This is a genomic window from Mycobacterium sp. 1245805.9, from assembly GCF_001672915.1.
Lineage (GTDB): Bacteria > Actinomycetota > Actinomycetes > Mycobacteriales > Mycobacteriaceae > Mycobacterium.
Window position 1 is genome coordinate 73,769 of record NZ_LZKR01000165.1, and the last position, 12,713, is coordinate 86,481.

General features: G+C 67.1%; 11 protein-coding genes and 1 tRNA gene. 6 read left to right on the forward strand and 6 right to left on the reverse strand.

What is annotated here, in order from left to right:
• Positions 1-58 precede the first annotated feature (58 nt).
• Both A9X00_RS22520 and A9X00_RS22525 read left to right on the forward strand, forming a co-directional pair.
• Positions 59-874 (forward strand): oxygenase MpaB family protein, encoded by an 816-nt coding sequence (locus A9X00_RS22520; protein WP_067158553.1) that lies wholly within the window; start codon positions 59-61, stop codon positions 872-874.
• 15 nt (positions 875-889) lie between these two features.
• Positions 890-1,288: a VOC family protein gene (locus A9X00_RS22525; RefSeq protein ID WP_067158555.1), complete on the forward strand. Its 399-nt coding sequence runs from the start codon at positions 890-892 to the stop codon at positions 1,286-1,288.
• Positions 1,289-1,300: 12 nt separating this feature from the next.
• Here A9X00_RS22525 and A9X00_RS22530 read toward each other — a convergent pair whose 3' ends face one another.
• Both A9X00_RS22530 and A9X00_RS22535 read right to left on the reverse strand, forming a co-directional pair.
• On the reverse strand, positions 1,301-2,419 hold the full coding sequence (locus tag A9X00_RS22530; protein ID WP_067158585.1) for an epoxide hydrolase family protein: 1,119 nt from the start codon (positions 2,417-2,419) through the stop codon (positions 1,301-1,303).
• Between the two features lie 59 nt (positions 2,420-2,478).
• Positions 2,479-4,620, reverse strand: a complete 2,142-nt coding sequence (locus A9X00_RS22535; RefSeq protein WP_067158557.1) for a PPE family protein — start codon at positions 4,618-4,620, stop codon at positions 2,479-2,481.
• Between the two features lie 456 nt (positions 4,621-5,076).
• Between A9X00_RS22535 and A9X00_RS22540 the strand changes: the two genes are divergently transcribed.
• From A9X00_RS22540 to A9X00_RS22550, 3 genes are read left to right on the forward strand one after another with little or no spacing between them, the layout of a single operon-like run.
• On the forward strand, positions 5,077-5,280 hold the full coding sequence (locus tag A9X00_RS22540) for a ferredoxin (RefSeq protein WP_067158559.1): 204 nt from the start codon (positions 5,077-5,079) through the stop codon (positions 5,278-5,280).
• Between the two features lie 6 nt (positions 5,281-5,286).
• Positions 5,287-6,675 carry an NAD(P)/FAD-dependent oxidoreductase gene (locus A9X00_RS22545; RefSeq protein WP_067158562.1) on the forward strand — a complete coding sequence of 463 codons (1,389 nt, stop codon included), beginning with the start codon at positions 5,287-5,289 and terminating at the stop codon, positions 6,673-6,675.
• A 47-nt stretch (positions 6,676-6,722) separates the two neighbouring features.
• Positions 6,723-7,988, forward strand: a complete 1,266-nt coding sequence (locus tag A9X00_RS22550) for a cytochrome P450 (protein ID WP_067158564.1) — start codon at positions 6,723-6,725, stop codon at positions 7,986-7,988.
• A gap of 27 nt (positions 7,989-8,015) precedes the next feature.
• On the opposite strand, the gene A9X00_RS22555 is transcribed toward A9X00_RS22550, so the two are convergent.
• The 4 genes from A9X00_RS22555 to A9X00_RS22570 all read right to left on the reverse strand — a co-directional run bounded on the left by A9X00_RS22555 (position 8,016) and on the right by A9X00_RS22570 (position 9,703).
• Positions 8,016-8,087, reverse strand: a tRNA-Val gene (locus tag A9X00_RS22555).
• 48 nt (positions 8,088-8,135) lie between these two features.
• Entirely contained in the window at positions 8,136-8,597 is a 462-nt protein-coding gene (locus tag A9X00_RS22560; RefSeq protein WP_067158566.1) for a peroxiredoxin, read from the reverse strand.
• Positions 8,597-9,019, reverse strand: coding sequence for a DUF3052 domain-containing protein (locus tag A9X00_RS22565; protein ID WP_066932751.1), 423 nt, complete (start codon positions 9,017-9,019; stop codon positions 8,597-8,599). Before A9X00_RS22565 ends, A9X00_RS22560 begins: the two co-directional genes overlap by 1 nt.
• A 93-nt stretch (positions 9,020-9,112) precedes the next feature.
• Complete coding sequence (locus A9X00_RS22570; protein ID WP_067158568.1) at positions 9,113-9,703, reverse strand: hypothetical protein; 591 nt, start codon at positions 9,701-9,703, stop codon at positions 9,113-9,115.
• Positions 9,704-9,820: 117 nt separating this feature from the next.
• Here A9X00_RS22570 and aceE point away from each other — a divergent pair, with 117 nt between their 5' ends.
• The gene (gene aceE, locus A9X00_RS22575; RefSeq protein WP_067158570.1) at positions 9,821-12,610 is read left to right on the forward strand and encodes a pyruvate dehydrogenase (acetyl-transferring), homodimeric type; all 2,790 of its coding nucleotides are present in this window, start codon (positions 9,821-9,823) and stop codon (positions 12,608-12,610) included.
• The last annotated feature ends 103 nt before the right edge of the window (positions 12,611-12,713 follow it).

The window sequence follows — 12,713 nt, forward strand, 5'->3', positions numbered from 1 at the left end:
TTTCGGCGGAAATAACGGTTTGCCGTGGTGTACTCGACTCCATGACGGGTAATCCGCGATGAAGCGGCCCGCAACCCGGATCGCGGATTTGTTGAACCCGGCGGCGACATTGCTGCCCGCCGCGAACGTGATCATGCAGCTCGCCCTGCCCGGCGTCGGTTACGGCGTGCTGGAAAGCCCGGTGGACAGCGGCAACGTCTACAAGCATCCGTTCAAGCGGGCCCGCACCACCGGCACCTACCTGGCCGTCGCGGCCATCGGGACGCAGTCCGACCGGGCGTTGATCCGTGACGCCGTGGACGTCGCGCACCGGCAGGTCCGCTCGACCTCGTCGAGCCCGGTGTCCTACAACGCTTTTGACCCCAAGCTGCAGCTGTGGGTGGCCGCCTGCCTGTACCGCTATTTCGTCGACCAGCACGAGTTCCTGCACGGACCGCTGGACGACGCCAGCGCCGAAGCCGTGTATCGCGACGCCAAACGGCTGGGGACGACGCTGCAGGTGCCCGAGCGCATGTGGCCGCCCGACCTCGCCGCGTTCGACGAGTATAGGAAGCGTTCCCTCGACGAGCTGCGCATCGACCCGCCGGTGCGCGAACACCTGCGCGGCGTGGCCTCGATGGCGTTCCTCCCGCTGCCGCTGCGGGCGCTGGCCGGGCCGTTCAACCTGTTCGCGACGACGGGTTTCTTGGCGCCGGAGTTTCGGGCGATGATGGGGCTGGACTGGTCGCAGGCCCAGCAGCGCCGGTTCGAATGGCTGCTGACCGGCCTGCGCTTGGCCGACCGGCTCATCCCGCATCGCGTTTGGATCTTCGGCTATCAGATTTACCTGTGGGACATGCGTTTTCGGGCTCGGAGGGGCTGGCGGATCGTCTGACGGTAGAGTCGGGCCATGCCCTTCCCCTCGCTCAACCATGTCGCGGTCACGGTGCGCGACCTCGAGATCAGCGGCCCCTGGTATCGCAGGCTTTTCGACGCCGAGCCGATCCTCGACGAGCACACCGACGCCGGCTTTCGGCACCTGGTGTGGATGCTCGAGGGCGGCACGATATTCGGCATCCACCAGCACGACCGCGCCGCGCCCGACGAGGCTTTCAGCGAGCTGCGGGTCGGGCTCGACCATGTCGGCTTCGGGTGCGCCAGCCGCGCTGACCTGGAGAAGTGGGTCACGCGGCTGGACGAGCTGGGCGTCGACCATGGCGGCATCGTGGACGCGCCCTATGGCTCGGGATTGAGCTTTCGCGACCCCGACGGCATCGCCCTGGAGCTATTCGCACCACCGAGGGCGTGATCCCGCGGTCGGTCAGCGCAGCGTCGCGAAGAACGCGCGCACGTCGTCGACGAACAGCTCGGGTTGTTCGAACGCGGCGAAGTGCCCGCCGCGCGGCATGTCGGTCCAGTGCGTGATGTTGTAGGCCGGCTCGCACCAGCTCCGCGGCGACTTCAGCAGCTCGCGGGGGAAAGCCGCTATCCCGGTGGGCAATTCGACGCGGTCGATCTGCCCCCACACCCGGAAGCTCTCCCAGTACAGGCGGGCCGAGGAGGCGCCGGTGCCGGTCACCCAATAGACCATGACATTGTCGAGCAGCTCATCGCGGGTCAACGCGTTCTCGGGGTGCCCGTCGCAATCCGTCCACGCCCAGAACTTCTCGACGATCCACGCCAGTTGGCCCACCGGCGAATCCACCAACCCGTAGCCCACCGTTTGCGGCCGGGTGGACTGTTGCTTGGAATAGCCGGTCCCCCACTTGCGGTGCTCGGCCAACTGGGCCAGCGCGCGTTGCTCCTCCGGCGTCGGATTCGCCAGCGCCTCCTTGGTGGGCCGCCCGATCGGCATGTTCACATGAATGCCCGCGCAGTGACCGCCGTTTCGGCCCATCTGCGTGGTGACCGCGGCGCCCCAGTCACCGCCCTGGGCGCCGTAACGGTCGTAGCCGAGGCGCAGCATCAGCGTCTCCCACGCGTCGGCGATCCGTTCGACGCCCCATCCCGTGCGGGTGGGCTTGCCCGAAAAGCCGTAGCCGGGAAGTGACGGGCACACGACGTGAAACGCGTCCTCGGCGCGCCCCGACGCCGGATTGGTCAGCGGCTCGATCACCTTGTGGAACTCCACGATCGAACCCGGCCAGCCGTGGGTGATCACCAACGGGAAGGCGCCCTCGTGCGGCGAGCGCTGGTGGATGAAATGGATGTCCAGCCCGTCGATTTCGGTGACGAACTGATCGAACCGGTTCAGCGCGGACTCCCGGGACCGCCAGTCGTAGGTGTTGGCCCAGTAGTCGGCCAGCTCGCGGGTGTACGCCAGCGGAATGCCTTGGCTCCAGTCGTCGACGCATTCGGCCTCCGGCCAGCGGGTGCGCGCCAGCCGTGAGCGCAGGTCGTCGAGGTCGGCGTCGGGCACGTCGATGCGAAACGGCCGCACGGGTTGCTCGTTCACGCCCTGAGGTTGCCACACCGCCTCGCCTGCCCGCCAGGCGTTGCCTATCTGCCGTTGTAGAACCCTGACTGATAGTTGCCGGTGTTGAAGCCACCCGAACTTCTGCTGCCCGAGTTGCCGACACCGGAGTCGTGGTCGCCCGAGTCGTAGACACCGACGTTGTGGCCGGCGCCAGAATTGAGGATGCCGGTGCTTTCGCCCTCGGTGGGGTTCGAGTCCGTGTTGAAAAGGCCGACGTTGCCGCCGCCGGTACCCGAGTTGCCGATGCCGATGTTGCTACCCCCGTGGCCCGAGTTGAAGTAGCCGACGTTGTATCCGTTGCCGCCCGAGTTGAAGAAGCCCATTTCTGTGCCGCCGCCCGAGTTCCAGAAACCCGAGCTGTAACCGGCGGCGGCCGAATTGTTAAATCCGGAGTTGTTGTCACCGCCGGTGTTGAAAAAGCCGGAGTTGCCCGTGCCGGTGTTGCCGAAGCCCGAGTTGCCGGTGTAGTTGCCCGTACCGAAGAAGCCCGTATTCACATTGCCCGAGTTCCAGAAACCGGTGTTGGTGTTGCCCGAGTTGAAGAAGCCCGTGTTGGTGTTGCCCGCGTTGAAGAAGCCGGTATTTCCGGCCCCGTCTATGGTGCCCCCGGAGTTGAAGGCCCCCGTGTTGCAGCTTCCGGCGTTGAACGAGCCCACATTGGCAAAGCCCGAGTTACCCCAGCCGACGTTGCTGAGGCCCGAATCGAAGCTGCCCATGTTGGCGGTCCCCGCATCGAAGAAACCGACGTTCCTGGTACCTGCATCCAGAACGCCGAAGTTGTTGGAGCCCGCATTGAACAAACCGGTGCTCCTGCTGCCGGCGTTCCAGAAACCGGTTTCGGTGCTGCCCGTGTTGCCGACACCGGTGTCGAATGTGCCGGAGTTGACCAGCCCCCAGTTATGGCTGCCGGTGTTGGCGATGCCCAAATTGCCGCTCCCCGAATTGAAGATCCCGGTGTTGCCGGTGCCCGAGTTGAACAGACCGGTGTTGCCACTGCCCGAGTTCCAGCCGCCGAACCCGATTTGGTTGTCGCCGGTTAGCCCGATGCCGATGTCGTGGTTGCCGGTGTTGGCCAGGCCGAAGTTGTTGTTGCCGGTGTTGCCGAAGCCGAAGTTGAAGCTGCCGTTGTTCCCCAGGCCGATGTTCCAACCGGCACCATTGGCGTTGAGGCCGCCGAACCCGATTTGGTTGTTGCCGGTGAGCCCGATGCCGATGTCGTTGTTGCCGAGGTTGCCCAAGCCGATGTTGCTGTTACCCAGGTTCCCGATGCCCCAGTTCCCGTTGCCGAGGTTGCCAATACCGACGTTGAGATAGCCGGGGGCCGGGTTGTCGTGCGAATAGGCGCTGCCGTTGCCGATGCCGATGTTGCCGCCACCGATGTTGCCGACGCCGAAGTTGAACTGACCTATGTTGGCGAATCCCACGTTGTAGTAGGACGTCGCCTCGCTGAAGAGCGAGTTACCGTTGCCCGCACCGAAATTGAAGGATCCATAGTTGCCGAAGCCGAAGTTGAAGTTGCCCCCGCCGGTCGTGCCGGGGCCGCTGTTGCCGCCGCCGAAGTTATACGACCCGTAGTTTCCGCTGCCCAGGTTCAAGGTGCCGATGTTGCCGAGACCCACGTTCACGCCTTGCAGACTCGGCAGGCTTTGCAACACCTGCTCCCACGGTGCCAGCGCCGCGACGGCGCCCGACGCCCCGCCGTGATAACTCACCATCGCGACCACGTCCTGGGCCCACATCTGCTCGTACTCGGCCTCGGCGGCCGCGATCGCCGGCGCGTTGAAGCCGAACAGGTTCGAGTTGACCAGCGACACCAATTGGAACCGGTTGGAGGAGACCAGCCCTGGATGCACCGCCGCCGCCCGGGCGGCCTCGAACACCGCGGCCGCGAACTTGGCCTGCCCGGCCGCCGTCTGCGCGCCGGCCGCGGCCGTCGCCAACCACGCCGCGTAGGGTGCGGCCGCACCGGCCATCGCCTGCGACGCGGCGCCTTGCCACGCCTCAGCGGCCAGGCCCGAGGTCACCGACCCGAACGAGCCTGCCGCCGCGTCCAGCTCGGCGGCCAGCCCCTCCCACGCCGCAGCGGCGGCAAGCATCGGCCCCGCCCCCGGACCCGTGTACATCCGCGCCGAATTAATCTCTGGCGGCAACACCAGAAAACTCATACGTAGCTGTCCTTCCACCGTAAGATGCCCGAAGTAAGGGTAGGCTACACACACTAGAGTTAGTAAAGCTAGCCTTGCCTAATATTTGGTCGGGTTGACCGGCAAACTCAACCTGCGGGCCGGGCCCGGGCGGGCCCGACGGAAGGTGAGGTGGCACGAAGGTCTGCGTGATTCCCGGGGTGAGTGCCACCTCCACCAACCCGAATGTCTCCACGTGGATATGACCCGAGCCGAGACCACACGCCACCAACGCGGCGCTTAGTTCAGTCATGAAATCGGCAGGGCCGCAAAGATAGCCGACCTTGCCATTCCGGCAAATCAGGGGCAACGGAGCCGAATCGCAGAAACCCTGAGCGAGGCGAACCGGGCTCGCGCAAACGGCGTAGGGTCCATCTTTGTCGGCACGATAAGCCCGGCGTTGAGAAGCCTTGCTCTTCACACATTGAGGCGGTGGCTATGCGAATTGTCGTCGACCTGAATCGCTGCCTCGGCTACGCGCAGTGTGTCCCGCTGGCGCCGGAGGTGCTCAGGCTCAAGGGGGAAGAAGCCTTGACCTACAACCCCAACCCTGACGACGCTCAGCGCCTGCGGGTGTTGCGGGCGGCGGCCTCATGCCCGGTGCAAGCGATCATCCTCGATCAGCTGGACGACGAGCAGTAGGCGGGCATGGCGCAGGGAAGTGCCGTCGAAGACAACGGTCGCATCGTCATTGTCGGCGCGTCGCTGGCCGGGCTCCGCGCCGCAGAGGCGTTGCGCGAGGAGGGCTTTCGCGGGCATCTGACCATCATCGGCGACGAACCGCACGAGCCGTATGACCGGCCACCGCTGTCCAAGCAGGTCCTCGCCGGATGGGTCAGCGCCGACGCGACCAAGCTGCCCCGGATGCGCCGCGTCGACGCCGAATGGCGGCTCGGTGTGGCCGCGACCGGCTTGGACCGCGTCAACCGGCTGGTACGCCTCGCCGACGGCAGCGAGGTCGAGGCGGATGCGGCGCTCATCGCCACCGGTGTGCGGTCACGGAGATGGCCCAACCCCGACGAAGCCGCCCTCGAGGGCGTCCACACCGTACGCACCAGCGCCGATGCGGCGGCGCTGCAGGCAGCCCTGGCGGCCGGCCCTCGCCGCGTGCTGATCATCGGGTCCGGGTTCATCGGTTCGGAAGTGGCCTCGGTGTGCCGGGACCTGGGCCTGGATGTCACCGTCGCCGAACGCGGCCCGGCGCCGCTATCCGGCCCGCTGGGCGGGGTAATCGGCGGAATCGCCGCCGAGATGCAGCGTGAGGCCGGGGTGGACCTGCGCACCGGCGTCTCGGTGCTGGAGATGGAGGGCGACGCGGCTGGGCACGTGCGTCGCGTGCGCCTGTCCGACGGCAGCGTCCTCGACGTCGACGTGGTGGTCACCTCGCTCGGGTCGATCCGCAACATCGAGTGGCTCGACGGGGCCGGGCTGGCCGCCGGTTTTTGGGGTGTGGGCTGTGACGCGGGCTGCCGCGCGTTTGATGTCAACGGCGTGGTCACTAGCCGCATCTTCGTGGCCGGCGACATCGCCCGTGCGCCCCACGTGCTCTACGACTATGAGTTTCTGGCCATGGAGCACTGGGACAACGCGGTGCTGGGTGCCCAGGTCGCCGCCCACAACATGGTGTGTGCCGAGACGGACCGCTGGGCGCACCTGATGATTCCGCAGTTCTGGTCGGCTCAGTTCGGAGTCAACATCAAGTCCGTCGGGGTGCCGTCGTTCGGTGACGAAATCATGTTTACCCAGGGCTCGGTCAAGGAGCGCCGGTTCGCCGCGGCCTACGGGCGGCGCGGACGCATCGTCGGCGCGGTCACTTTCAACCACGGCAAGTGGATCCCGTACTACGAGGCGCAGATCGCACGCTCGGCGCCGTTTCCGCCGAATCCGGCCGGTTCCGATTTCCCCGAGGACATGCGCGTGATGCCGGCCGACTTCCCCGCCCGCGGCGTCACCGAGACCCCGGACGTGGTGCTGACCGGTCATGACCCATCCGAGCGCCGGGCCGAGTTTCGGCCCCGTCGCGGCGGACCGACCTGACAATCAAAAGCCAAGAAAGACACCGTGATTCAGGTAAGGGAAGCACTATGACGCCCGAAGAGGCCTGGGACGAGGCCATGAAGCTGGAGAACCGCGCCAACCCTTACCCGTTCTTCGACGAGCTACGCAAGACGCCGGTCGCGCGGGTGACCAACGGCGTCTACGCCGTCACCGGGTACCCGGAGCTCATCGCGCTGGCCCACGACCCGCGGGTGAGCTCCGATTTCCGCCGGAGCCCGCTTGGCGGCCGTCCCCGCGAAATCACCGACCCCTCGGTGGCCGAGATGATCGACCGCTACGGCCAGGACTTGAGCTTCATCCAGCAGGATCCGCCCGACCACGACCGGGCCCGCCGCTCGTGCATGCGCTACTTCGGGCCGCCCCATTCGCCGGACGTGATTCCCAGCCAGGAGCCGTTGTGCCGGCGGATCGTCAACGACCTGCTCGACAAGGCGATGGGCAAGACGCGCATCGATACCGTCGACGACTTCGCCTATCCGCTTCCGGTGGAGGTGATCTGCCGCATCCTGGGTGTGCCGTTGGAAGACGAGCCGCAATTCCACACCTGGATCGCCGACATGGCGGCCGGCGTCTTCGACCTGGGCCCCGAGATCGAAACCGAGGAAGGGCAGGCCCGCCGCGCCAGAGGGGTGCAGGCCGGCCAGGAACTCAAGCAATACATCATCGGGCTGGTCGAACGCGCCGCGAAATCCCCCTGCCCGGGCATGATTTCGCAGCTGGTGCACGACGACGGACCCGATGGGCCGCTGTCGCCCAGCGAGATCGTGAACAACACGATCCTGTTGTTCGTCGCCGGTCATGACTCCACGGTCAACCTGATCTCGCACTGCGTGCTGACGGTTCTGCGCAACCCTGGGTCGATCGAATTATTGCGCAGCAGACCGGATTTGATTCCCGGCGCCATCGAGGAAGTGCTCCGGCTCCAGTCCTCGGTGCAGTTTTTCCCGAGCCGCTCGGCGCTGGCGGACATCGAGATCGCCGGCACGACGATCCCGAAGGGCTCACCCATCTTCCTGATGTACGGCGCGGCCAACCGCGACCCGAGGCGCTTCCCCGACCCGAACACCTTCGACCCACAACGTCAGGACAACGAGCACGTGGGTTGGGGACGCGGCATTCACGTCTGCTTCGGTGGACCGCTGGCCCGCCTGGAGGTCAACACCGCATTCGAGGCATTCCTGAGCCGCGTGGACAACCCACGGTTGGTGGAAGACCCGCCGCCGTACCGGATCAGCCAAGTGTTCCGGGGCCCGCGGCACGTGTTCATCGACTACGACCAGATTCGGCCCTGACAGGCACAGACCGGAAACACGAACGAGTGGGCGCGGACGGTATCGAACCGCCGACCGCTGGTGTGTAAAACCAGAGCTCTACCACTGAGCTACGCGCCCTATGCAACGCCGCAGGTTACACGCCCGAAGGCCGTCCACCCAAAAAATTCAGGCCTTCAACGCGGCCAGGGCTTGAGTCCACAGCCGCTGGTCGCGGGACTCCCCGGGCTGTTTCATCTCGGCGAACCTGATTATCCCGGAACGATCGACCACGAACGTCCCGCGATTGGGGTAGCCGGCCTCGGCGTTGAACACGCCGTAGGCCTGGCTGACCTCGCCGTGCGGCCAGAAGTCCGACAGCACGGGGAAGGTGAACCCGCTCTCGAGGGCCCAGATCTTGTGGGTGGGCGGCGGACCCACCGAGATCGCCAACGCGACGCTGTCGTCGTTTTCGAATTCCGGCAGGTGATCGCGCAGAAGATCGAGCTCGCCCTGGCAGATCCCGGTGAACGCCAGCGGGAAAAAGATCAGCAGGACGTTCTTGTCGCCCCGGTAGGAGCTCAGGGTGACGGGCTGCTGGTTTTGGTCGCGCAATGTGAAGTCGGGGGCGGTGGTGCCGACGGGCAGCATCAACGCTTCCCGGTCCGCGACTTCGGCTGCACCAGTTGGCTGGCGCTCCAGTCGCCCAGGTTGACCGACGACGTCGGCATCAGGCCGGCGGTGGGGGCCGCCTCGGCGATCTCGGCGGGCAGCACGTGCCCGGGCTTGCCGGTCTTGGGCGTCAGCACCCAGATCACGCCGTCCTCGGCCAGCGGGCTGATCGCGTCCATCAGGGTGTCCACCAGGTCGCCGTCCCCGTCACGCCACCACAGCAGCACGACGTCGATCACCTCGTCGCTGTCCTCGTCGAGCAACTCGCTGCCGCAGGCCTCCTCGACCGCGGCCCGGATGTCGTCGTCGGTGTCCTCGTCCCAGCCCCACTCCTGAACAACCTGGTCCCGATGGATGCCGAGTTTGCGAGCGTAGCTCGGGGCGTCATCCGCCGCGACCACCGTGGAGCCTCCTTAAGCCGTTCGCGCGCCGTGTGATGGGAATTATCGTCGCATAGCCACGACCCGGTCCATACCCGTCCCTCACCAGGCGGCTCAGTAGGACGCCAGGCAGAGTTTCAGCGCCTTCGTCTTGGTGTCGTTGAGCTGGTCGACCCGCCTGTTGAACTCCGCGATGGACGCGTGCGTGCCGATGGCGTTGGCCACCCCGCGGGCCGCGTCGACATAGGCGTTGAACGCGTCCTTCAGCTGCTGCGACAGGGCATCGCTGAAGCTGTTGGAGACCGTGGTGGCGCTGTCGTTGAGCGCGCCGATCGCCGGGCCCTCGTTCGGGCCGGTGTTGCGGCCCGCGTTGAACGCCGCGACGTAGTCGTTCACCCGGTCGATCGCGTCCTTGGCGGAGGTGGCCAGCGTGTCGCACGAGGTGTGCACCGCCCTGGTCGTCAGCGAGGCCTGGCGCTGCGACTCCTTCACGCGCGACGTGGCCGACGAGGCCGACACCGACGCGGACACCGACTGCCGGTAGGCCGGGGCGACATTGGTGTCGGGGGTGGCGGTCCCCTTGGTGACGCTGGTACACCCCACGATCCCGATGGTCAGCGCCGCGACTAGGCCAAGCGCCAGCGCGCCTCGCTTGGGGATCTCCCCCAGGTGCATGCGAGGGACGGCACGCCATCCGATGAGCACGAGTGGAGACGTTACCGGGTCCGGATCCTCACCGCGGCTACCCGCCCGAAACGTCGGTGCGGCACGATAGGGAGATACGGCGCAAGCCGTTGCCCCCGCCGACTACAGGAGCGGAAGTTGACCACCGAGTTCGCGCGCCATGACCTGGCGAAAACCCCAAGCAGCGCAAGCGAACCCGACCGCGTTCGGGTGATCCGCGAGGGTGTGGCGTCCTATCTGCCCGACATTGACCCCGACGAGACGTCGGAATGGCTCGAGTCCTTCGACGAACTGCTGGCGCGCTCGGGGCCGGCGCGGGCGCGCTATTTGATGCTGCGCCTGCTGGAACGTTCCCGTGAGAAGCGCGTGGCGATTCCGGCGCTGACGTCGACCGACTACGTCAACACCATCCCGACCGAGCTGGAGCCGTGGTTCCCCGGCGACGAGGACGTCGAGCGCCGCTACCGGGCGTGGATCCGGTGGAACGCCGCGATCATGGTGCACCGCGCCCAGCGCCCGGGAATCGGTGTGGGCGGCCACATTTCGACCTACGCCTCGTCGGCGGCGCTGTACGAGGTCGGCTTCAACCACTTCTTCCGCGGCAAGTCGCATCCCGGCGGCGGCGACCAGGTCTTCATCCAGGGCCACGCCTCCCCCGGCATTTACGCCCGCGCCTTCCTCGAGGGCCGCCTGTCCGAGGACCAGATGGACGGCTTCCGCCAGGAGCACAGCCACGCCGGCGGCGGGCTGCCCTCCTACCCGCACCCGCGGCTGATGCCCGATTTCTGGGAGTTCCCCACCGTGTCGATGGGCCTGGGCCCGCTCAACGCCATCTATCAGGCCCGGTTCAACCACTACCTGCACGACCGCGGCATCAAGGACACCTCCGACCAGCACGTCTGGTGCTTCCTGGGCGACGGCGAGATGGACGAGCCCGAGAGCCGCGGCCTGGCGCACGTCGGGGCGCTCGAGGGCCTGGACAACCTGACCTTCGTGATCAACTGCAACCTGCAGCGCCTCGACGGCCCGGTGCGCGGCAACGGCAAGATCATCCAGGAGCTGGAGTCGTTCTTCCGCGGCGCGGGCTGGAACGTCATCAAGGTGGTGTGGGGGCGCGAGTGGGACGCCCTGCTGCACGCCGACAAGGACGGCGCGCTGGTCAATCTGATGAACACCACGCCCGACGGCGACTACCAGACCTACAAGGCCAACGACGGGGCCTACGTGCGGGACCACTTCTTCGGTCGCGACCCGCGCACCAAGGCGCTCGTGGAGCAGATGACCGATTCGGAGATCTGGAACCTCAAGCGCGGCGGGCACGACTACCGCAAGGTGTACGCCGCCTACCGCGCCGCCGTCGACCACCAGGGGCAGCCGACGGTGATCCTGGCCAAGACCATCAAGGGCTACTCGCTGGGCGCGCACTTCCAGGGCCGCAACGCCACCCATCAGATGAAAAAGCTTGCGCTGCAAGACCTCAAGGACTTCCGCGACGCCATCCGGATCCCGATCAGCGACGCCCAGCTCGAAGAGGATCCCTACCTGCCGCCCTACTACCACCCCGGCCCCGACGCCCCGGAGATCCGCTACCTGCTCGACCGGCGCCGCGCGCTGGGCGGCTTCCTCCCGGAACGCCGGACCAAGGCCAAGGCGCTTTCGCTGCCCGGCCGCGACACCTACGCCGCGCTGAAGAAGGGGTCGGGACACCAGGAGGTCGCCACCACCATGGCGACGGTGCGCACGTTCAAGGAAGTGTTGCGGCACAAGGAGGTTGGGCCGCGGATCGTGCCGATCATTCCCGACGAGGCGCGCACGTTCGGGATGGACTCGTGGTTCCCGTCGCTGAAGATCTACAACCGCCTCGGCCAGCTGTACACGGCCGTCGACGCCGAGCTGATGCTGGCGTACAAGGAAAGCGAAGTCGGCCAAATCCTGCACGAGGGCATCAACGAGGCCGGCTCGGTGGGCTCGTTCATCGCGGCCGGCACGTCCTATGCGACGCACAACGAGCCGATGATCCCGATCTACATCTTCTATTCCATGTTCGGGTTCCAGCGCACCGGCGACGGGCTGTGGGCCGCGGCCGACCAGATGACGCGCGGCTTCCTGCTCGGCGCGACCGCCGGGCGCACCACGCTGACCGGTGAGGGCCTGCAGCACGCCGACGGCCACTCGCTGCTGCTGGCCGCCACCAATCCCGCGGTGGTGTCCTACGACCCGGCGTTCGCCTTCGAGATCGCCTACATCGTGGAGAGCGGGCTGGCGCGCATGTTCGGCGACAACCCGGAGAACGTCTTCTTCTACATCACCGTCTACAACGAGCCCTACGTGCAGCCGCCCGAGCCGGACAACTTCGACCCCGAGGGCGTGCTGCGCGGCATCTACCGCTACCGCGCCGCCACCGAACAACGGGCCAACAAGGCTCAGATCCTGGCCTCCGGGGTCGCCATGCCCGCGGCGCTGCAGGCCGCCGACATGCTGGCCGCCGAATGGGACGTCGCCGCCGACGTGTGGTCGGTGACCAGCTGGGGCGAACTGAACCGCGACGGCGTCAACGTCGAGAAGGCCCGGCTGCGTCACCCAGACCAGCCGGCCGGCACCCCCTACGTGACACGCGCCCTCGCCGATGCCAGCGGCCCCGTCATCGCGGTGTCGGATTGGATGCGCGCCGTGCCCGAGCAGATCCGCCAGTGGGTGCCGGGCACCTTCGTCACGTTGGGCACCGACGGGTTCGGCTTCTCCGACACCCGGCCCGCCGCGCGCCGCTACTTCAACACCGACGCCGAGTCGCAGGTCGTCGCGGTGCTCGAGGCGCTGGCCCGCGACGGCGAGATCGACCCGTCCGTGCCGGTCGCGGCCGCCCGCCAGTACCGCATCGACGACGTGATGGCCGCCCCCGAGCAGACGTCGGACCCCGGCGTCGCCTGACCCTAGACGGCCTTCCCGCCCAGCGTGCGGCGCCGGTCGAGCAGGTAGCGGATCTCCGGGGCGTCGGGGCCGGGGTGGTAGTAGGGCGGCAGGTAGGGCCCCC